This is a genomic window from Bradyrhizobium sp. AUGA SZCCT0176 (assembly GCF_018130145.1).
In the GTDB taxonomy this organism is placed as follows: Bacteria; Pseudomonadota; Alphaproteobacteria; order Rhizobiales; family Xanthobacteraceae; genus Bradyrhizobium.
The window spans coordinates 1-22625 of the sequence record NZ_JAFCMB010000039.1 but is presented as its reverse complement, the minus strand read 5'-3'; the positions used below and the strand labels follow the sequence as shown (position 1 = coordinate 22625).

9 protein-coding genes are annotated in these 22625 nt (G+C 62.3%); 8 read left to right on the top strand and 1 reads right to left on the bottom strand.

Translation table 11 applies throughout. The annotated features are described in order from the left end of the window. Positions 1-625: 625 nt before the first annotated feature. Positions 626-931 carry a hypothetical protein gene (locus JQ600_RS36260; protein ID WP_212386181.1) on the top strand — a complete coding sequence of 102 codons (306 nt, stop codon included), beginning with the start codon at positions 626-628 and terminating at the stop codon, positions 929-931. A 97-nt stretch (positions 932-1028) separates the two neighbouring features. Here JQ600_RS36260 and JQ600_RS36255 read toward each other — a convergent pair whose 3' ends face one another. Next, positions 1029-1388, bottom strand: coding sequence for a hypothetical protein (locus JQ600_RS36255; RefSeq protein ID WP_212270301.1), 360 nt, complete (start codon positions 1386-1388; stop codon positions 1029-1031). A 416-nt stretch (positions 1389-1804) separates the two neighbouring features. On the opposite strand from JQ600_RS36255, the gene JQ600_RS36250 reads away from it, so the two are divergent. From JQ600_RS36250 to JQ600_RS36220, 7 genes are all read left to right on the top strand, one after another. After that, positions 1805-2953, top strand: a complete 1149-nt coding sequence (locus tag JQ600_RS36250) for an amidohydrolase (RefSeq protein ID WP_212386222.1) — start codon at positions 1805-1807, stop codon at positions 2951-2953. Between the two features lie 239 nt (positions 2954-3192). After that, entirely contained in the window at positions 3193-5589 is a 2397-nt protein-coding gene (locus JQ600_RS36245) for a TonB-dependent siderophore receptor (protein WP_212386221.1), read from the top strand. A 365-nt stretch (positions 5590-5954) separates the two neighbouring features. Beyond that, the gene (locus tag JQ600_RS36240) at positions 5955-6185 is read left to right on the top strand and encodes an MbtH family protein (protein WP_212270299.1); all 231 of its coding nucleotides are present in this window, start codon (positions 5955-5957) and stop codon (positions 6183-6185) included. Positions 6186-6205: 20 nt separating this feature from the next. Further along, positions 6206-6961, top strand: coding sequence for a thioesterase II family protein (locus JQ600_RS36235; RefSeq protein WP_212270298.1), 756 nt, complete (start codon positions 6206-6208; stop codon positions 6959-6961). Next, entirely contained in the window at positions 6930-7898 is a 969-nt protein-coding gene (locus JQ600_RS36230; protein WP_212386180.1) for a TauD/TfdA family dioxygenase, read from the top strand. Before JQ600_RS36235 ends, JQ600_RS36230 begins: the two co-directional genes overlap by 32 nt. 51 nt (positions 7899-7949) lie before the next feature. Continuing rightward, positions 7950-17732 (top strand): non-ribosomal peptide synthetase, encoded by a 9783-nt coding sequence (locus tag JQ600_RS36225; RefSeq protein WP_212490429.1) that lies wholly within the window; start codon positions 7950-7952, stop codon positions 17730-17732. Between the two features lie 2 nt (positions 17733-17734). After that, positions 17735-22625: non-ribosomal peptide synthetase (locus JQ600_RS36220; RefSeq protein ID WP_212490428.1), on the top strand; the 4891-nt coding region annotated here is incomplete at its 3' end.

Sequence of the window (22625 nt, the reverse complement as noted above, 5' to 3'; positions counted from 1 at the left end):
GCCATCCCGTCCTACTCAGAAGGGCGTCGGCCGTCGTCACGGACGTTGGACGGGTTGCGGTGGACGCTGGTTTACGCCTCGACGACGGCGTGGATAAGCGTACGGCAAAACCGTGTGGTCCTGGCACCCGTTGCAGGTGTCAAGCCGTCGGGTAGGCGTGAGCTGAACCGGCGGTGACGGAGTCAACCAAGAACTCGTCTCCGGGGAGATCACGGCATAAGCCGTAAAGCCATTGCGCAGGGAAGGCCGGGTGTTCACCGCTGCCCTGTATGCTCGTGTGCACTTTGTTTTGTGCAAACCGCACGCGAGACCGCGGGTGCAGCGCGCACCCGGTCTTCCCTGCGCCCTCTATTTTTCGAGGGCAAGGAATTTCTGGCAGAGCTCGGGCATATTAGGCCGCGAGATCGCGGATTCATGTCCGCGTGTTCATGCTGGGCAATCTGTTCTCTACAGTTTCGAGCCATTCAAATTTTGAAACGCAGGCGATCGCTTGATGGCAATCACGTCAGGGCGTATCGATTGTCCGGCGCTGACGCTGGTCGCGCAGGGTGCGTTTCTCTGAGCACATTGTGGCCTTCGCGGCCGCCCGCCATGGGCGCGAACAAGGAAGAGGATCCGAGCAGTCATGCAATCAGACACGGATAGCGAATCTGCCGGCGCAGAGATGCATCGGTCCATTATGACGGCCTTCTGCGATGTCCTTCGTACCACCCAGCTGCCGCCCATGACCGTCATGAGCCTTGCCGCGTCCGCGCTCGGAGCCGTCTACAGGGAAGTCGCCGATCAGCATCGTTGTGATGACGGTTGTCCCTGCGGCTGGAAGCCGAATCTGCGTGCCGATGTCGAGGCTTTGCAGGCGGCGCTGGCAGCGAAAACACAGACTGTCCCGTCCAGTGACTTGCGCGTCATGCAAGCCGTCGGACGTGCATGAGTCATGCGCGACCCCGGCCGACCTTGTGCGTAGCGGTTGGCTTTGAACGCCGCCGTCGACGCTGATCCCGCCGTCTGCTTCGGAAATATTGTCATGTTCACGGCCGGTGATCGACGGGGGCGGATCGAAGGCGCGCCCCGAGCTTGTGCTCGCCGGTGTGCCTGCGCCTGGCGCCAAAATGGCAAATGACGGCATCGAGGCTTTCGCCGGGCATTCGCAACCTGCGCCCATGCTCGGCCAGCCACACCTCGATCGTTGCGATCGACGCCTTCCCAAGCCCGGGTATTTCCGAAAGCTCGTGCTTTGTGTGCAACGATAGTATTTCCGGCAGGAAAGCAGCGCGATCGGCCGTGTGCCGTACCACCAACGGTGCGTACGGCGCATTTTCCGTCAACTGAATGATCCGATCCGGCAAAACTGGTTCAGGTTTAACGGTCGTGCTCTTTGTCTTGGCCATATGAGACAGACTCACCTTTGACATGACGGGCAGGCTGAATTGGATCGCTTCTAGGTCTGCTCGCAAAAAAGCGCGGTTGCGTCAAATCTCACGGCGCATTCATGCGTGTGCGTTGCAGGAGAGGTTTGGAATATTTCTAATGGTGACAGGATTTCGGCTTGTTGCTCCAATGACTGGCTTTTTAAGCAAGGCGAGCGAGCCGTCTGGATCGTTTTCGATGGTCCTTTCAAATTGTTCTAAGCTTGGTTCGATACCTAATTTTGATCGATTCAAGATCGACTTCACTCGATGCGATCGTCCTGATGTGAGTGACAACGATCAGGTTCCTGTCCTTGCGACTCGTTCCTGGTGTTATGTGATGTCATGATCAACGCCCGAAATCGGGGCCTATTGAGCTGAACGTGATGAGCATGAGCATGTTTTTGGCTGAGCGGGAATTGACGGAACTGATTGCGTGGCGGCACCAGCTCCACAGCAAGCCCGAATTGTCAGGGCAGGAAGAGAAGACCGCGCAAGCAGTGAAGGCGCTTCTCCATGCAACTGGTGCCGACAAGGTCGTCACGGGACTTGGCGGGCATGGCCTGCTCGGGATCTACCAAGGAGATGCACCTGGCCCGACGATCATGCTTCGCGCCGAGCTGGATGGATTGCCGATCCAGGAGATCTCGGCTCTGCCGTATCGGTCGTCGGAACCAGGAAAAGCGCATCTTTGCGGTCACGACGGTCACATGACGATTTTGGCGGCGGTGGCGCGCGGCTTGGATCGTCAGCGCCCGCAACGAGGGCGGGCCGTACTGCTGTTTCAACCGGCGGAAGAGGATGGATCTGGCGCCGCTGCTGTCCTCGCCGACGAGAAGTTTGAGCAGGTGCAGCCCGATTTTGTGTTCTCGTTGCACAATTTGCCGGGACTTCCTCTTGGGCAAGTTTCGATCGTCGAGGGGCTGGTCAACTGCGCCTCTCGCGGTATGCAGATCAAACTGTCCGGGCGAACCTCGCACGCGTCGAGCCCCGAACTCGGTGTTTCGCCGCAGGCAGCCATCGCGAGGCTGTTGGACGAGATCGATGCGCTCGGACGGGGCGGGGCGCTCGACGAAGATTTCTCCATGGTGACCGTCACCCATGCGAGGTTGGGAGAACCGGCGTTCGGCATCTCGCCCGGTCATGCCGAGGTCTGGGCGACACTCAGGACGTTGACCGATTCGAAGATGGACGCCCTTCGCGCGCAGGCCGAAAGCCTGGTCGAGAGCGTGGCGGCAAGCGAAGGACTGAAGGCGGAGATCATCTATCGCGATGTGTTCAATCATTGCATGAATGACGCGGAGGCCGTCGTCCATCTCCGGAGCGCGCTGGAGGCAGAGGGCGTGCCGTATTCCGGGCAGGGGCTGCCGATGCGGGGGTCGGAGGATTTTGGACGTTTCAACTACCGGTCAAAGGCCGCGATGTTTTTCCTGGGGGCGGGCACGCGGCATCCCGGCCTGCATCAGCCGGACTATGATTTTCCGGACGAATTGATCGAAATCGGGTCGCGGGTCTTCATCCGTGCATTACGTAATCTGTTGGGATGAGATGGCGCGCAGCTGACGTCACGCGCGTGATTGAATTTCGCGCGCAGCTTGCAAATTTAGAACGCTTAAAAATTCAGGTATAGTTTAGAACGATTGGAAACTGCGCGGTGTTGCTCGATCGCCACTGATGCAATCTGTTGCGCGCGCATAGCGTTACCTTAGATAGCTTCTACTCGCTGTTTCCACTCGCGAAGATAGAACGGCCTCAGGGACCTGCTTATGGGCTTTGGGGTGGAAGTATGACGTATAAGATTGCGACCAGAAATGTTGTGCGCGCTGTTTCGTTGGGCGCGGTAAGTTATCTTGCTCTTTCGCTCGATTTTGCGAGCGGTCAGAAAGCGTTCGCGCAGAGCTTGCCGCCCGTCACCGTAGATGCTCCGACGCAGCAGCGAGCGCGGCCCGCGGCACGGAGAACGCAAACGTCCACGTCGCGCGTGCAACGCCGCGTCGCCGCGCCCGCGCCTCGCCGCGTCGAACCGGTTCCGTATCTGACACCTTCGACCGGAACACTCGGTGCGCCGCCGGCCCCCTATGCGGGCGGGCAGGTGGCGACGGGCGGAAGCCTCGGCCTTCTCGGCAACCGCGGCGTGATGAATTCGCCGTTCAACCAGACCAGCTACACTGCGGAATTGATTGCGAATCAGCAGGCCCGCACGATTCGTGACGTGCTGGCGAATGATCCTTCGGTCAGAGTGATACAGGCGGCAGGTGGCGGCGCCGATGGTCTCTTCATTCGCGGCTTCTATTACGACAGCGGCGATTACAGTTTGAACGGCCTGGCCGGCATCGCGCCATACTACTCCACGGGTGCAAATTTCGTCGAGCGCGTCGAGGTTCTAAAGGGTCCGAGCGCCTTGCTCAACGGCATGACGGTTGGCGGCACCGGTGCGACGAGCGGCGGCGCTGTCGGCGGCACCGTCAATCTCATCACCAAGCATGCTCCGGATGTCGATATTACGCGGCTGACGGGGACCTACGTTTCCAGGTCGCAGTTCGGACAGATCACCGACGTCAGCCGGCGCTACGGCGAGCACAAGGAGTGGGGCGTCCGGCTGAACAGCACCTATTCGAACGGCGGCACCCCGTGGAATCGTCAGACCGACGAATTCGGCAACGCTGTCCTGGGCCTTGATTATCGGGGCGAGAACGCGCGCGTGGAAGTCGATATCGGCTATCAGGCCGACAATCTGAATCCGCCGCTGCGCTTCTTCAACACGCCTGGCGCCACGGCCGCACCCGCGACGCAGTTCATTCCCGCGCCGCCGAAGGCGGGGCTCAATTTCCAGGTTCCGTGGGCCTATTACACGCCGACGGACTTTTTCTCGACCGTAAGGAGCGAGGTGGATCTTGCCGACAACCTAACCGCCTATGCGGCTTTTGGTTATCACGACAGCAACATCAACTATGCCTACCCTTCGCCCAACATCTCCAATATCGCGCCGGGTGCCATAACGATCCCTCCGGGAACGTTGCAGGCGGGAGGCTTGTGGTCGCGACCGCTGATGGGGAGTGAGAGGTTCGAGACGCTCGCGGGCGAGGCTGGCGTTCGTGCAACGGTGGACACCGGTCCCGTTAGACATGCCTTGAACTTCAACTATTCGGAGAACGACCGAACCTATGACCAGCAGGTCCGGACGCGGTCCGCTAATGCCCTGACCGATATTATTTTCTGGAACCTCTACACCGAGCCGACCAATATTCCCAAGCCCAACTTCACGACATTGTCGGCCAGTCAGGTCACCCACGTGAATCTGTCGAGCTTTGGCGTTTCCGATACGATGTCGACGTGGAACAATCGCGTCCAGTTGACCGTCGGTGTCCGTCGCCAGACCGCAGGGAGTGAGATCAACAACGTATTTGCTACAGTGGCCAATCCGAACCGGCCGTTCCAGTCTGAAAGCGTGTGGACCCCGGCCTATGCCCTCGTGGTCAAGCCGGTCGAGAATATCTCGCTTTACGCAAACTACATCGAAGGACTCCAGACACCGACCGTCGTTGGCGGCGCTTTCACCAACGTGGGTACCGTATTCCCGCCCAGCAAGACCACCCAGGCCGAGGCCGGTGTCAAGTTCGATACGGGCCGCCTGACCACGACCCTCAGTATGTTCGAGATCGAGCAGGCGAGCATTATCGCGGTGGGAACGGGCGTGACGGCGACCCAGCAACTTAACGGCAGGCAGCGCAATCGCGGCACTGAACTCAACGTGTTCGGCGAAATAACCCCCGAATTCCGGGTGCTTGGCGGCGTGGCGTTGATCGACGGCAGGCAGGTTGCCACGCCCACCGTGGCCGGCGTGAATACCGACGGCAGGAAGGCGGTCGGCGTGCCCGGCTTCAACGCCAACATCGGTGCGGAGTGGGATACGCCGTTGCGCGACCTGACACTCACGGGCAGGGTGATCTATACCGCCTCGCAGTATGCCAACGTGACCAATACGCTTTCCATCCCGGAATGGACGAGGGTCGATCTCGGAGCGCGTTATACCCTGACGTCTCCGTGGAACGGCAAGCCGATCGTGATCCGTGCCAATGTCGAGAACGTCTTCAACAAGACCTATTGGGCGTCGGCCTACAGCGGTGTGATCACGCTTGCCGCGCCGCGCACCTATCTGGTGTCGACGACGTTCAACTTCTAAACGTTGCGCCGTTTTCCGGCAGTGCGTGCCGTCGCGGATTTCATCCGCGGCGGCATTGTCTTGTTCGGGGGTCGTTCTCATTCCGACGGAATTGATGACAATGCGATGAAAAAAACTCGAGAGCTGGTGTCCGATTTCCAGAACGAAAAATGTTCCAGCTTGGATGATTAGAATTCGACAAAATACGGATCGCCTTGCAAATCAGTCACTTGCCGCGCGCGCCCGGTCGCTGCGCGGAGGTTGTATTTTCCACTAACGCGCCACCTTGGAGCTATTAAAAACTGCGTCGCCGATATTGCTTTGACCATCATTTGCTTCTGACCTAGTCAGACGCCGTTGCTTCGTTTTTCTGAAAGGTGCCGGCCATGATGGTTTTTGACAGAGAAGACGTCACCTTCACCGTCGTCATCAATCACGAAGAGCAATATTCGATCTGGCCGACGTTCAAGGATATTCCAAACGGCTGGACGGCAGTCGGCAAGACCGGCACCAAGAAGGAATGCCTGGATCACATTGAGCAGGTGTGGACCGACATGCGTCCCCTGACGCTGCGCAAATTCATGGACGAAGCGCCTCCTGCGCCGAAATCGGCTTAGCAAGCGGAGCCCGTCTTCCGATGCGGCTTTTTTGTCTGCCATACTCCGGCGGCAGCGCCATGTTCTATGCGCGGTGGCGCAGGCTGCTGCCCGCTTGGATCGACGTCCGGCCGGTCGAGTGGCCCGGACGCGGCGCGCGGATGGACGAGCCATTGGCGACCGATCCGCGAGCACTCGCCGTGCAACTGGCCGCAGAGATCGACGCACAGCTTGATGGTCCTTATGCGCTGTTCGGGCACAGCCTCGGCGCGCTGATTGCGTTTGAGGTTGCCCACAGCCTGCTCGATCGCGGCGCATCCGCGCCGGCCATCTTCTTCGGGTCGGGCACGGAGGCGCCGGCCGTTCGAGACGGAAGCAAATGGCGCCTGCCGCTGAGCGACGAAGCGCTGCTGAAGGAACTGCGCAATCTTCAGGGGACGCCCGACGAAGCACTGGCGAATGCGGAACTCATGCGATCGGCGTTGCCGGTGCTGCGCGCCGATTTCCTGATGTGCGGCGCCTATACCTATCGGCCGCGGCGTCCGCTGCCGTGTTCCGTCCACATCTTCGGCGGCATCGACGACGAGACCAGCCGCCAGTCGCTGGAAGCCTGGCAGCAGGAGACCTCAGCCGAGTTCGCGCTCGACATGCTGCCGGGACATCACTTCTTCATTCACACGCAGCAAGCCGAACTGCTCGACCTGGTCGGATCGGCCCTGGCCCGGCAATCGGGACGGTCGATTGGTTCGCATTGGAGCAAGGATCATGAGCGCATTCTCCGTCCTGCCACTCGTTGAAGGCAAGAGCCTTCCGTTGTTGCTGAAGGCCGACAAGGCCGGGCAGCCGCTCGGCGCGGCGCTTCCGATGCTGCGAGATACCATCGACCGGCATTTGACCGATTGCGGCGGCATCGTGTTTCGTGACTTCTCTCTCGATGGCCCCGACGCGTTCCGGGCTTTCGCGGCCGATTTTGGCCATCCGCTGCTCAGCTACGAGTTCGGATCGACGCCGCGCTCGCAGGTCACTTCTGGCGTCTACACGTCCACCGAATACCCGCCGCACCAGCATATTCCGCTACATAACGAGCAGGCCTATACAAGGGATTGGCCGATGAAGATCTGGTTCTATTGCATGCAGCCGGCACAAGAGGGCGGCGAGACGCCGATCGCCGACAGCCGCGCGATCCATCGAGACATGCCGTCAGCCATTCGGGAGCGTTTCGCCGAGAAGGGCGTCATGTATGTCCGCAATTACGGCAACGGCCTCGATGTCGACTGGCAGCAGGTGTTCGGTACCGATTCCAGGTCGGAGGTCGAGGCCTATTGCGCCCGCCATGACATCGACTGTGAATGGAAAGAAGACGGCGAACTGCGGACGCGCCAGATCTGCCAGGGCACGGCACGTCACCCCGTAACGGGCGACTGGGTCTGGTTCAATCAGGCTCATCTGTTTCACGTCTCGAATCTCGAGCCGGAGGTGCGTGAGAGCTTGCTCGACGTTGTCGGCGACGAGGTCGAGCTGCCGCGCAACGTGTTCTACGGCGACGGGGCGCCGATCGACGACGAGACGCTGACCACCGTGCGCAACGTGCTGGAGGCGCACAAGATCAGCTTTCCCTGGCAGGCCGGCGATGTCGTCATGCTCGACAACATGCTCACCGCGCATGCGCGCGCGCCGTTCAAGGGCCCGCGCAAGGTGATCGTCGCCATGGCCGAGGCGCATCGGCAGAGCTGATCGTCCCTCGCTGCCCGCGAGGCGGAGATTTCCGGACTGGATTTCGAGAAAATGTATCAAGACAATCTCGTCGAACGACTACGCGGCCACGCAGCGTTGCGTCCGGATCGGGTGGCGTTGCGCTTCCTCGAAGGCGATGATGTCGCCGGCGAATTGACATTCGCCGCTCTTGATAAAAGGGTTCGCGCCGTCGCGTCCCGGTTGCAACAATTGGGCGGCGCGTGCGAGCGGGCGGTCATCCTGCTGCCCAGCGGGCTCGACTATGCCGTGGCATTCTATGCGTGTCTTTACGCGGGTGTGATCGCGGTTCCGGCGTATCCGCCTGAAGGTGCTGCCGATCGCTATGCAGGTCGCCTCAACGGCATTCTGCGCGACGCGACGCCGCGCTTCATTCTGACGGAAACAAATCTGCGTGCTGCCGTGGAAGCGACGCTCCCCGAACAGACGAATGTCCGGATTATCGAGGTTGATGCGGTTTCGTCTGAACTCGCTGCGCAATGGCGAGAGACAAGTCCTGCGGCGAATGCTGTCGCTTTCCTGCAGTACACGTCGGGGTCGACGTCGCAACCGAAGGGGGTTTGCGTCTCGCACGCCAATCTGACAGCTAACGAGAAGGCCATCCAGGCCGTCACAGGAGGAACGCTTGACGATGTTTTCGTCAGCTGGCTGCCGCTCTATCACGACATGGGACTAATCGGTGGACTGCTGAATCCACTGTTCACCGGCTTTACCGCTGTCTTGATGTCGCCGCGCAATTTTCTCGAGCGGCCTCGACGGTGGCTTGAGGCTATCGACCGTCACGGCGGAACGTTGAGCGGTGGACCCGATTTTGCCTACGCGTTGTGTGCCGATCGGGTTTCCGATGACACGATCGGCCGGCTCGACCTGAGCCGTTGGAGATTCGCATTCTCCGGCTCGGAGTTTGTCCGCAAAACCACGCTTCAGAGATTCGGCGAGCGATTTGAGCGGACCGGTTTTGATCGACGTGCGTTAACCGCCTGCTACGGTCTGGCTGAGGCGACGCTGCTGGTGACGGCAGGAAGCCCAATGACCGAATCCGTCAGCTATACGCTCGATACAGCCGCGCTCGCGGCGGGTCGTATTGCGAACGCCGGTGAAGGCACCGACCTGGTGGCCTGCGGTCAAACGGTCGGCGATCATGTCACGCGCATCATGCGCAAGGATGGATCGACGGTCACAGAGGCTGACGAGGTCGGCGAGATCTGGGTCGCAGGTCCCAGCGTTGGGCTCGGGTACTGGAATAATCCGGAGGCCACGTCCAAGGCATTCGTCGAGCGGGATGGCATGCGCTGGCTGCGCACCGGAGATCTCGGCTTCATTCGAGACGGCACGCTGGTCGTCACCGGCCGGCTCAAGGATCTCCTGATCGTCCGCGGGCAGAACGTCTATCCGACGGATGTCGAGCAGGCGGTGGAGGCCGACGTCGAGTTGGTTCGCAGCGGCCGGGTGGCCGCTTTTGCGGTCGAGATCGACGGACGGGAAAGCATTGGAGTCGCGGCCGAGTTCAGCCGTGTTGTTCTTAGGCGCAGTGATCCCGGGGTTCTTGCTCAGGCCATCGGCGAGGCTGTGCTTCGACAGGCTCAGGAATATCCGGCTGTCATCATCCTGTTGAACCCGCAGGGGATGCCGCTGACGACCAGCGGGAAGCTGCAGCGTTCCGCCTGTAGCGCGCGTTGGGCCGACAACACGCTCGACAGTTTCATGGTCTTCGAAAGAGGGCGTCGCCGCGATGGCGCCGCATTGACGGCGCCCGCGGGCGATACCGAGCGTGCCCTGGCGTCGATCTGGCGCGACGCGCTCGGCGTGCAGGCTGTCCACCGAGAGGACGATTTCTTCGTATTGGGCGGAAACTCGATCACGGCCGGACAGACCGCCGCCGCGATCCGCGAACGTTTCGGCGTAGAGCTGGAATTGCGCAGCTTCTTCGATGCGCCGACGCTCGCAGCCTTCGCAGGGCGGATCGATACCCTGGTGGGTGAAGGCGCGGGGCGGACTCTCCCGCCGATCCAGCGGGCGGCGCCGGCAAGCCGCATGATCTTGTCCCATGCCCAGGAACGGCTGTGGTTTCTCTGGAACATGGACCCCGGCGGAACGGCCTACACGGTTGCCAGCACCGTACGGCTGAAAGGAAAGCTCGATCATGCCGCCTTGTCGCGGGCGATTGCGGAAATCGTCCAGCGCCATGAGGTGTTGCGCACCACGTTTGCCGCGCACGAAGGCCGCGCAGAGCAGGTGGTTCATGGCTCGCTGAGTGTTGCCATCCGGCACAAGGATCTCCGCTCATATCCCGCGCACGCCCGTGCCGAACACGCCGCGGGGCTCGGTCAGTCCGAACTCGCCAAACCGTTCGATCTCGTCAATGGGCCGTTGTTGCGGGCGGCCCTGTTGCAGTTCGCGGACGATGAGCACGAACTGTTGCTGCTGGCCCACCACATTGTCGTCGATGGCTGGTCGCTCGACGTGATGCTCCAGGAGTTGGCGGGGCTTTATCGCAGCTTCATCCGGGAGGGCGTCGGTCCACCGCCGGTGCCGATGGTTCAATATGCGGATTTCGCAAGCTGGCAACGCGATTGGCTTGCGGGAGGTGAGGCAGACCGGCAGCTAGCTTATTGGCGTTCAAAGCTGGGTGACATGCACCCGGTGCTGGCTCTGCCCCATGACCGGCCGCGTCTGGCGGCGCAAAGCCATGGCGGAGATACGATCGGCGTTACGATCGACGGCGCGTTGGCCGCCCGGCTCCGCGAGATCGCGGGAAAACATCGCGCGAGCGTCTTCATGCTGCTGCTCGCGGCGTATCAGGGGCTGCTATATCGCTATACGGGCCAGAGCGATGTGCGCGTCGGTGTGCCCGTAGCCGGGCGTCGTCACGCGCAGCTCGAACGATTGATCGGTTGCTTCGTCAATACGCTGGTGCTGCGTGCCGAGATCGCCGATGGAGCGACGTTCCCGGACCTGCTCCAACAGGTCAAGGGAGCGGTGATCGATGCGCTCTCCCATCAGGATCTTCCGTTCGAGATGCTGGTCGATGGTCTGCGGCCTGAACGCAGCGGTGGTCATAACCCGCTGTTCCAGGCGAAGTTCAACTATATGAAGGCGCCGAGCGGATTTGACGGCGTCGAAGGACTTGCTGCCGAGATCGACATCCTGGACCTCGCGGGTTCGCATTTCGATCTCGCACTTGATATCGTCGATGGCGCCAATGGCATGAAGGCGACCTTCAACTACGCCACCGATCTTTTCGACTCCGCGACGATCTCGCGGCTGGCGACACAGTTCGGCTCGCTGCTCCGCCAGATCGCGGAAGACGCAGAACGCCTTGTGTCGGACTTCGTCATCGACGATGCGAATCGGCAGCTGGTGCCGAGCCAGACCGCTGCGTTCCGATGCACCGATGTGGTCAGTCTTTATCGCGCCTCGACGGCCGATCGACAGACCGCGGTTGCCATCCAATGCGGCAGCGAGAGACTGACTTTCGCGGACCTCGAGCGGAAGTCGGAGGGGATCGCGCGCATGCTCGCTGCCAGGGGCGTGACACGGGAAACGCCTGTTGGGCTCTGGATCGAGCGCTCGCCGGCCTTCGTGACGGCGCTGCTCGGCGTGCTCAAGGCCGGCGGTGCCTATGTGCCGCTCGATCCGAAATGGCCGGTGGAACGGGTCCGAGGCATCCTGGCGGATGGCGGGATCGAGATCGTGTTGGCGTCCGGTGAGAAGCTGGCCCAGGCGCTTACGCTTGATTGCCTTGTGCTCGATGCGGACGCCGACGCCACCTCTGAAGAATTGTCGAGCGCGCCTCCGGGCAGCACGATTCATCCGGCGCAGACCGCTTATGTGATCTACACGTCGGGATCGACCGGGGCGCCCAAGGGCGTCGCCGTGTCGCACGGTGCGCTGGCCAATTATGTCCAGGCCCTGCTGCAACGCGTGCAGCCGTCGCCGAGTGCAAGCATGGCGTTGGTTTCTACCGTCGCGGCCGATCTCGGCCACACCGTTCTGTTCGGCGCACTTGCCTCCGGGGCGACGCTGAATCTATTGGTTCCGGAAGCCATCCTCGATGCGGATTTGTTTGCGAAGGCGATGCGGGATGGCGACGTCGGCATTCTCAAGATCGTGCCCAGCCATCTGCGCGGCCTGTTGCAGGCGTCACGCTCGGCCGATCTCTTGCCCCGCGATGTCCTGATTCTCGGCGGTGAGGCCTGCGACGCTGATCTGTTGAACGAAATCCGTCAATTGCGGCCGCAATGCCGAATTCTCAATCACTATGGTCCGACGGAAACGACGGTCGGGGCGGTTACGCATGAATGGGAGCCTGCAGGGGAGGCAGGTCCGGTTCCGATCGGCTTGCCGCTCGCTAATTTGCGCGCCCATGTGCTGGACGACACGCTAAGCGAGGTGCCGATCGGCGTCACCGGTGAACTCTATATCGGAGGTGCCGGGCTCGCGCGGGGCTATCGTGGTCAGCCTGGCCTGACCGCCGAACGCTTTGTCCCGAATCCGTTCGGACCGGCCGGAGAGCGGCTCTACCGGACCGGGGATCGGGTTCGTTGCGATCAGTCGGCGCGGTTGGTGTTCCTCGGCCGTGGCGACGATCAGATCAAGCTGCGCGGCTATCGCATCGAGCTTGGCGAGGTGGCGCGCGCGGTCAAGGCGTTGCAGGAGATCGACGACGCGGTGGTGATTGCCCGTGCCATCGGGACAGGCGCGGAACGGCAGGAGCTCGTCGCGTACTGCGTTCCCCGGTCCGGCATGGCGCCAACGGCGGAGGCAACCAAGCAGCAACTGGCTGCCGTCCTGCCGGAATACATGGTGCCGTCGCGCGTCGTGCTACTGGAACGCCTGCCGCTCACGCCAAACGGCAAGGTGGACCGCAAGGCGCTGCCGGAACCGGATCAAGACACAATTGTCGCGAACTATGCGGCTCCCGAGGGAGAGACCGAGGAGGCCATCGCTGCGATCTGGCGCGAGGTGCTCGGCCGCGAGCAAATTGGCCGCAACGACAATTTCTTTGAACTCGGCGGCGATTCAATCCTCAGCCTGCAGATCATCGCGCGGCTGCGCAAGCGTGGCATTCGTCTGACGCCGAAACAGGTCTTTGGACAACAAACCGTGGCGCGCCTGGCGACGGTAGCGACGATCACAGCGGTGCCTGTTGCAAGGAAAGAGAAGTCGAAGGCGGAGACCATCACCGGGAGCGACCGGATAACCGGCGTGCACCGCCTGCTGCCGATCCAGACCCGCTTCTTCAATGAAGGCGCCGGCAACCGGAATCATTCGAACCAGGCCGTGCTGCTGGTCCCGCAGTCGCGGTTGGATTGGGAGGTGCTGCGACGTGCGCTCGCTGCGGTCGTGGATCATCACGATGCGTTGCGCCTGCGGTTCGAGCAGGAGGACCGCTCGTGGCGGGCAGAATATGGCGCAGCGCCTGCCCCGTCGGAATTGCTGTGGGTTCGCACGGATGTCGGCGAGGCTGCGCAGGTCACGGCGATTACTTCTGCCGCGCAGGCAAGCCTGTCGCTGTCATCGGGTCCCTTGTTGCGCGCGGCAGCAATGGATCTTGCCGATGGCAGTCAACGACTGCTGATCGCGATTCATCATCTGGTGGTTGACGGCGTGTCGTGGCGGGTTCTCCTGGAAGACCTGGCCGCGGCTTACGGCCAGCTGAAGCAGGGCGCTGCCACTGTCTCGCTGCCGCCGAAGAGCGAAACCTATGCGTCGTGGGGGGAGCGGCTGCACGCCTATGCGGCCACCCCGGAGCTTGCCGATGAGCTGTCGTTCTGGCTCGCGCGCGGAGCGGGTGCCGACCTGCCATGCGATAATGATCACGGTGATCTGGATCTCGTCGGGGACGGCGAAGAGGTGCCGCTGGTACTCGATACCGAATTGACGTCGAGACTGCTGCAGCAAGCGCCATCCGCCTATCGGACGCAGGTCAATGATCTGTTGCTGGCGAGCCTGGTGCGCGCTGTCTCGCGCTGGTCCGGGCTCGAAGATTTGACGATCGAACTCGAGGGGCATGGCCGTGAGGACATTTTTCCCGCGACGGATATTTCCCGCACGGTGGGCTGGTTTACAACAGCGTTCCCGGTGCGGCTCCATGGTGGATCAAGCGACGACGCATCACTGATCAAATCGGTCAAGGAAGAACTCCGCGCCGTCCCGAACCGTGGAATTGGCTACGGCGTATTGCGCTATCTCGGTTCCGAGGAGCAGCGCAGTGCGCTGGCGCGGCTGGCGGAGCCGCGGATCGTGTTCAACTATCTCGGCCGGTTTGATGGCAGCGTAGGTGCTTCCTCGCTTTTCGACTTCGCACCTGAGAGTTCAGGCCCATCACGTAGTGGTGCAGGTCACCTCAGAGGTTGGCTGAATATCACGGGTCAGGTGCGCGAGGGATGTTTGCTTCTGTCCATTGGATACGGGCGCAAGCGTTATCGGCGGGAGACGGTCGAACGGTTGGCGCAAATGTACGAGACTGTCCTGCGTGAACTGGTGACGCATTGCTGCAGCGGTGCATCCGGCATTACGCCGTCCGACGTTGCGTTGTCCGGCCTTGACCAGGCCGATCTCGACAGGCTGGGGACTGCTCTGGACCTACGCGGTGTCGAGGACATCTATCCGCTTTCGCCGATGCAGCAGGGCATGCTGTTCCACGCGCTCCGGGATGGTGCTGACGACGTCTATGTGAACCAGGTCGGGCTCGAAGTGTTTGGCTTCGATGCCGGCAAGCTGAAAGCTGCGTGGCAGGCGGTGAGTGACCGGCACGCCGCATTGCGGACCGGCTTCGTCTGGGAGCATTTGTCGGGCTCAGCGCAGCAGGTGGTGTATCGCCATGTGGCGGTGCCCTTTGTCGAGGAAGATTGGCGCGATCGGGCGGCGGCGCTGGATGGCGGCGGCGAACGCGCCGAGCTGGATGCCGCGCTGGCCGAAGTATCTCGGAGTGAGCGCGAAAACGGTTTTGATGTCTCGCGACCCCCACTGCAGCGGGTGCGTTTGATCCGGCTCGATGACGTCAGGCATTGGCTGATCTGGACCCATCATCACATCTTTATCGACGGCTGGAGCTCGGCGCGGCTGGTTGCGGAGGTGTTGCAGCATGTGAGCGGCGGCACGCTGCCGACGGTGCAAGGCAACTATCGCGACTATATCGCGTGGCTGCAGGGCAGGGATCATGCAGCCGCAGCCACGTTCTGGCGTGATGCGCTGGGAAAGCTGGATACGGCAACCTTGCTGGCGAATGCGCGGGCATCGAACGGCATGGCGCTGGAGGCCAAAGGTCATGCCAGCATCGCGCTTGCGGTGAGCGCAGAGCTGACCGAACGGTTGAAGTCATTTGCGAAGCGAGAGCGCGTGACCCTTAACACGCTCATTCAAGGAGCGTGGGCGCAGCTGTTGCGGCGGCGTTCGGGGCAGGGCGCAATCTCGTTCGGGGTGACGGTATCGGGCCGTCCGGCGGAACTGGCAGGCTCCGAGGAGATGGTCGGCTTGTTCATCAACACGCTGCCGATCGTCGACGCACCAAACCCGGAAGCCAGTGTCGGCGATTGGCTGCGCCAGTTGCAGGAGCAGAACCTGGCCTTGCGCGAGCACGGCTGGACGCCGCTGTACGAGATCCAGCGTCTTGCCGGTCATGCCGGGCAGACCCTGTTCGACAGCATCTTGGTCTTCGAAAATTATCCGATCGATGAAGCGTTGCGGAAAACCGGCGAGGGCGGTCCTCGCCTCGGGCGCGTGGAGCACGTCACGCCCACCAACTATGCGCTGGCGGTCGCGGTGTTCGCCGGAGCGGATGCGCTCAATCTGGAGTTCAATTACGACCGGGCCCGTTTTGGCGGAGCCGGGATCGGGCGTCTGCGCGACAGCTTGCGCGGATTGCTGGAGCAGATCGCGGCCAATGCCGAGCGGCCGGTGGGTGATATCGGATTGCCCGACCATGATGAAGCAAGGCGAATTCTGGACTGGAGCTGTGCCTCGAACTTGGCGGCATCGCGGTCTTCCTATGTCGGCGTCGTCGCGCAGATCGAGGCGCGGGCCGCGCAGGCGCCTTCGTCGGTCGCGCTGGTGTGGGGCGATGCGTCAGTCAGCTATGGTGAGTTGAACGCCCGCGCGAACCGGCTGGCGCGACGGCTTCGTCGCTGGGGCATTGGTCCGGATCGCCTGGTCGGCCTGGCGCTGGCGCGCAGCCCGGACATGATGGTCGCGCTGCTGGCGGTCCTGAAGGCCGGCGGCGCCTATCTTCCACTCGATCCGGACTATCCGGGCGATCGCCTCGCCCACATGCTGCGCGACAGTGCGACGAAGTTGGTATTGACGGAAAGCGCGCTGCTCAAGCGTTTTGCGCCAGTGCTCCGCGACACCGGGGTCGAGGCCTTGCGCCTGGACGAGCCGCAGCAGTGGCGCGCCGGTGACGATGCAAGCAATCTCGATGTCGAAATCCACCCGGACAGCCTGGCCTATGTGATCTACACCTCGGGTTCGACGGGAACACCGAAGGGCGTGACGGTCTCGCACGGACCGCTCGCCATGCATTGCGAGGCGATCGGCCGGCTGTACGGCATGAACTCGGGCGATCGGGAGTTTCAGTCAGCTTCGATCAATTTCGACATCGCCCACGAAAGATGGCTGGTGCCGCTGATGACAGGCGGGTCGCTCGTCCTGCCGTCCAGGCCAGGTCTGCTGATCGACGACCTGGTCGGCGAAATCGAGCGTAATTCGGTCACGGTACTCTTCCTGCCTCCGGCCTATGCCGACCAGTTGAGTGAAGCGTTGCGGCACAGCGGCCGACGCCTTTCGCTGAGAGTCTGCATCGTGGGCGGCGAGGCCTGGTCGGATACGGGAATCAAGGCGTTTCGTCGAGCAGTCAATGTCGGGCTTCTGATCAACGCCTATGGTCCGACCGAGACGGTGATCGCGCCGACGGCATGGACTGTCGACGAGGCTGCGTTGACGCCGGGTCAGTACGCGCCGATCGGACGGCCCGTTGGTCTCCGGTCCGCCTACATTCTCGACGCTGAACTCAACATGGTCCCGGCCGGCGTAACGGGCGAGTTGTTCATCGGTGGCGTGGGGCTGGCGCGGGGCTACCTGAAACGCGGCGCACTGACGGCGGAACGGTTTATTCCGGATCCGTTCGGTGGCAGCGGCGAGCGTCTCTACCGGACCGGCGATCTGGCGCGGTGGCGGGCTGACGGCGTGATCGAGTATGTCGGACGCTCGGACCATCAAGTGAAGATTCGCGGTTTCCGGATCGAATTGGGGGAGATCGAAGCGCGCTTGCTGGAGCAGCGCGGCGTAAGCGCCGCCGTCGTGGTGGCACGCGAGATAAGAGCGGGACGTCAGCTGATCGCCTACGCAAGCGGCGAGCGGACGCTCGACGGCCAGGCGCTGCGCCAGGCGTTGTCGGCCATGCTGCCCGACTACATGGTTCCCACGACAATCGTGGTGCTCGAGCAACTGCCGCTGACCCCGAATGGCAAAGTCGATCGGCGAGCACTGCCGCCGCCAGACGAGGACGCAGCGGCGCGCCGCCGCTATGCGGCGCCCGAGGACGAAATCGAGATCGCGCTGGCGGAGATCTGGACCGAGTTGCTGGGCGTCGACCGGATCGGACGCAATGATCATTTCTTCGAACTCGGCGGACACTCACTGCTCGCAGTGCGGCTGCTCAGCCGGGTGTCGCAGGATCTCGGCGTGTCGATCCAGATTTCGGATCTGTTCGTTCATCCGGAGCTCGCCCAGTTCGCCCGGATCGTTTCGATCGGGCTGATCGAACGCGAGTTCGATGCGGAAGAACTTCAAGATCTGATCGCATCGGGATTGTGACAATGGCAGATTTATTGAAACCCGATTTGCGGGAGCTGGATGCAGAAGGATTGAAAAAACTCCTGGCGCTGGCCAAGGGCCGGAGCCGCAACGCCAACAGGGGAGAACCCGTCTCGATACCGGCGGTGCCGCGCGACGGGCCGCTTGCATTGTCCTTTGCGCAGCAACGGCTTTGGCTGCTGGCGCAACTCGACGGCACCAGCACCAACTATCACATTCGCGGCGCGCTGCGCCTCTCGGGCGATCTCGACGTTACCGCCTGGCGCCTGAGTCTGGACCAGCTGTTTGCGCGTCACGAATCCCTGCGCAGCATTTTTCGTGTTGCCGATGGACAGCCCAGCGTCGAGCTGTTGCCCGCACGCCAGGGCCTGCCGTTGCTCGTCCATGATGTGCGAGCCGAACCGGAGCACGAGCAGGTACTTGAGCGCCTGTGCCGCGACGAGGCGAATGCGTCCTTCGATCTCTCCGAAGGGCCGTTGATCCGCGGTCGTCTCATCCGGATCACGGAGTGCGAATATCTGTTCCTGCTGACCCAGCACCATATCGTTTCGGACGGCTGGTCCATTGGTGTGCTCGTGCGCGAGCTGAGCGCCTTGTATCGCGCCTTCATGGTCGGCGAGGGCGATCCGCTACCGGCGCTGCCGATTCAGTATCCTGACTATGCCGCCTGGCAACGCCAGTGGCTTGCGGGCGAACGATTGCAGCGGCAGGTCGACCATTGGCGGCAGACGCTGGCGGGTGCGCCGGCCTTGCTCGAACTGCCGACCGATCGGCCGCGACAGCCGGTCAGGTCTCTCGCCGGCGTGTCATTGCCGATCGAGATCGACGCCGAGCTTGCACGTGGCATCAAGCAGCTAAGCCAATCTCATCGCACGACCGCATTCATGACGGTGCTGGCGGCATGGGCGGCTGTGTTGTCGAGGCTGTCAGGTCAGAGCGATGTCGTGATCGGTACGCCGACGGCCAATCGCAACCGGCGTGAAATCGAGGGTCTGGTCGGCTTCTTCGTCAATATGCTGGCGCTCCGCGTCGATTTGTCGGGCGAACCTGACGTGGCGGAGCTGCTGAGCCGCGTGCGCGGTGCGACGCTGGCGGCTCAGGACCATCAGGATTTGCCGTTCGAGCAACTCGTCGAGATCATTCAGCCGCCGCGGCGTCTGGACCATGCCCCGGTGTTTCAGGTCGTGTTCGCCTGGCAGAATAACGAGTCGGCAACGTTTGAATTGCCGGGCCTGAAAGCCGAGATCACGGACACTGCTCTGAGCGAGATCAAGTTCGATCTTGAGCTCAACCTGACTGAGGCCGACGGCTGCATCGTCGGGGCCCTGAACTACGCGACGGCACTGTTTGACGAGGCAACCGTCGAGCGTCATCGGGACTATCTGCTTGCCATGCTGCGAGCCATGGTCGCTGATGTGGGTCAGGTCGTCGACCGGATCGATCTGGCTGATGTCGAAGAGCGCGAACTCGTTCTGGAGACCTGGAACCAGACCGCTACGCCGTACCCGTCCGAACATTGCATCCACGAATTGTTCGCCGAGCAGGTCCGAAAGGCACCCGATGCCACTGCGCTGGCGTATGAGAATCTCCGCCTGAGTTACGGCGAACTGGATGCAAGGGCCAACCAGCTCGCGCACTATCTGATCGAACGGGGCGCGGGTCCGGACCAGCCGGTCGCGATCTGCCTGGAACGCGGCATCGCCATGGTCGTCAGCCTGCTGGCCGTACTCAAGGCGGGCGCCGCCTATCTGCCGCTGGATCCCGTCTATCCGTCCGAACGGTTGCGGCAGATCGTCGATGGCGCAAAGCCAAAATTACTGATTTGCGACGATGCCGGGCGCGCGGCGCTCGCGGGAACAGCATGCGATATCGTTGATCTGGAAGCGGACGCACCTGTTATCGCCGGGTTGGCGAAATCAAATCCAGAGGTCGCGGGCCTGACATCGCGTCATCTTGCCTACATTATCTATACGTCGGGTTCGACCGGAACGCCTAAAGGCGTGATGGTCGAGCATCGCGGTGCGGTAAACCTGGCGCTGGCCCAACGGGCGCTGTTTGAAGTTTCCGCGCGCAGTCGCGTCGTTCAGTTCGCTTCCTTGAGCTTTGACGCCAGCACCTGGGAAATCGTCATGGCCCTGTGCTCCGGGGCCGAATTGTTTCTGCTCGGCCCGCGAGAGCATCGCAACGCGGCGGAGCTGCTGGATTATCTGGCACACAACGGCATTACGCACGCGACCCTGCCGCCGGCCTTGCTCCAGGGGCGCGCGGACCTTGATCGCCTGGCATCGCTGCAGGTGCTTGTCCTCGCCGGTGAATTGCCCAAGGCCGAGTTGATCAAGGGTGTCCCGTCAGGTGTGGCCGTTTTCAACGGTTACGGCCCCACAGAGATAACCGTCTGTGCCACAACCTGGCTGCGGCCGATGGACTTTGAAGGCGGCGTCGTCCCGATCGGTCGACCGCTTCCGAATGCGCAGGTTTATCTGCTGGACAGGTTCGGTGCGCCGGTTCCGCTCGGGGCGATCGGCGAGATCTATGTCGGCGGAGCAGGGGTCGCACGCGGGTATCTCAATCGCGCCGATCTGACCGCGGAACGCTTCGTGTTCGATCCCTTCAGCGGTGATGCGGGGGCGCGGATGTATCGCACCGGCGATCTCGGCCGCTATTTGCCGGGTGGCAATATCGAGTTCCTCGGCCGCAATGACCATCAGGTCAAGATCCGCGGCTTCCGCATCGAGTTGGGCGAGATCGAATTTCGCCTGAACGAGCACGCCGGCGTGGCTGATGCGGTGGTGCTGGCGCGCCAGGATCATGACGGCGACCAGCGGCTGATTGCTTATGTGGTGCCAACTGCGCAGGATGACGACGGCGGCGATTTCGCGGCTGCAATGCGCAGTCACCTCCGCGCCTGCTTGCCGGAATATATGGTGCCGTCGGCTTTCGTGCGCCTGGAAGCGTTGCCGCTCACGCCGAACGGAAAGGTCGATCGAAAGGCGCTGCCGTCGCCCGAGGACGATGCCTTCGTGCGCCGAAACTATGAAGCACCGCAAGGCGAACGCGAAGAAACGGTTGCCATGGTCTGGACCGAGCTGCTCGGCGTCGAGCGCATTGGGCGGAACGATCACTTCTTTGAACTCGGCGGCCACTCACTGCTCGCAGTCCGCATGCTGGAGCGGTTGCAGCGGCATTCGCTCAGCGCGGACGTGCGCACGCTGTTCGCCAAACCGGTGCTGGCTGATTTCGCGGCGAGCCTTGATGGTGGCGGCGTGGCTGACGTGCCGGCCAACCTGATCCCGATGCAGGCTGCTGCGATCACGCCCGATATGCTGCCACTAATCAGGCTGGAGCAACCCGACATCGACAGGATCGCGGCGAAGGTTCCTGGTGGCGTTGCCAACATCCAGGATATCTACGGATTATCGCCGCTTCAGGACGGCATCCTGTTTCACCATCTGCTGGCAGTGGAGGGCGATCCTTATCTGCTCGTCGGGCAGATGGCGTTTGCAAGCCGCGATTTGCTCGACCGCTATCTCGCAGCCGTGCGGCAGGTGATCGATCGTCACGACATTCTTCGCACCTCGATTGAATGGGAGGGCCTGTCCACCCCGGTACAGGTGGTCTGGCGACAGGCTCCTTTGATCGCCACCGAGGTAGAGCTGGACCGCGAAAGCCCGGCGCACGAACAGCTTGCGCAGCGTTTTGATCCGCGACGAAACAGGATCGATCTTGGCCAGGCGCCGCTGTTGCGCTTTGCGGTGGCCCGGGATGCCGGCAAGGATCGCTGGCTGCTGCTGGTCTTGCTGCATCACCTGATCGGCGATCATTCCACCCTGGAGGTGATGCATGACGAAGTCCGGAAGATATTGTCCGGGCGTGGTCATGAACTGGCGGCTTCGTATCCGTTCCGAAATCTCGTAGCCCAGACGCGGGGAGCGGAAGCTACGGCCGGGCATGAGCGTTTTTTCCGCAGCATGCTGTCGGATATCGATGAACCGACCACGCCGTTTGGTTTGGACAGGGTGCACGGCGACGGCCGTGGCGTGACGGAAGCCCGGCGAACGTTGTCGCAATCGCTCAACGGACGGCTGCGGGTTCAGGCGCGTCGTCTGGGAGTGAGCCTCGCCAGTCTCTGCCATCTCGCCTGGGGTCAGGTGGTGGCGCGGAGCAGCGGTCGCGGGCGCGTCGTGTTCGGCACGGTGCTGTTCGGCCGCATGCATGCCGACGCCGGTGGCGACCGCACCATGGGGTTGTTCATCAACACATTGCCGCTGCGGCTGGACCTCGACGACACCGCGGTCGAAGACAGCGTTCGCCGTGCGCATGCCCGGCTCGCCGAACTGATGGCGCATGAGCACGCCTCGCTGGCGCTTGCGCAGCGATGCAGCAAGGTTGCGGCGCCGGCCCCCTTGTTCAGTTCGATCCTGAACTACCGCCATAACGCCATGCCGGCCGACTCAAGCGTGGATGAGACCGCCGCTGGCGTCGACGGCATCGAGTGGCTCGGCGGCGAAGAGCGTACCAATTACCCTTTGATGCTGTCGGTCGAGGATTACGGTCAGGCATTGGGTCTGACGGCGCAAGTGATCCATCCGCTGTCGCCTGAACGCGTCTGCGCGTTGATGCAGCATGCGCTCGAGCAACTGGCCGATAATCTGGAGCGACGGCCGCAGTTTCCTGTCCGGCAACTCGACATTTTGCCGCCTGAGGAGCGCGAACTCCTGCTCGATACGTGGAATCGGGCGGACGCCGGGTATCCGCGAGACCGCTGTCTTCATGCGCAGTTCGAAGAACAGGCCCGCCGGTCTCCGGATGCAGTGGTGCTGGTGTTTGGCGATGCAGCGCTGAGCTATGGCGAGCTGAACAAGCGGGCCAACAGGCTGGCGCGGGGTCTGCGGG

Excerpts from the sequence above, each read along its gene's own strand:
- JQ600_RS36250 (WP_212386222.1), top strand. The coding sequence starts at position 1,805 with ATGTTTTTGGCTGAGCGGGAATTGACGGAACTGATTGCGTGGCGGCAC.
- JQ600_RS36235 (WP_212270298.1), top strand. The coding sequence starts at position 6,206 with ATGCGGCTTTTTTGTCTGCCATACTCCGGCGGCAGCGCCATGTTCTAT.
- JQ600_RS36260 (WP_212386181.1), top strand. The coding sequence starts at position 626 with ATGCAATCAGACACGGATAGCGAATCTGCCGGCGCAGAGATGCATCGG.
- JQ600_RS36230 (WP_212386180.1), top strand. The coding sequence starts at position 6,930 with ATGAGCGCATTCTCCGTCCTGCCACTCGTTGAAGGCAAGAGCCTTCCG.
- JQ600_RS36255 (WP_212270301.1), bottom strand. The coding sequence starts at position 1,388 with ATGGCCAAGACAAAGAGCACGACCGTTAAACCTGAACCAGTTTTGCCG.
- JQ600_RS36240 (WP_212270299.1), top strand. The coding sequence starts at position 5,955 with ATGATGGTTTTTGACAGAGAAGACGTCACCTTCACCGTCGTCATCAAT.
- JQ600_RS36245 (WP_212386221.1), top strand. The coding sequence starts at position 3,193 with ATGACGTATAAGATTGCGACCAGAAATGTTGTGCGCGCTGTTTCGTTG.
- JQ600_RS36225 (WP_212490429.1), top strand. The coding sequence starts at position 7,950 with ATGTATCAAGACAATCTCGTCGAACGACTACGCGGCCACGCAGCGTTG.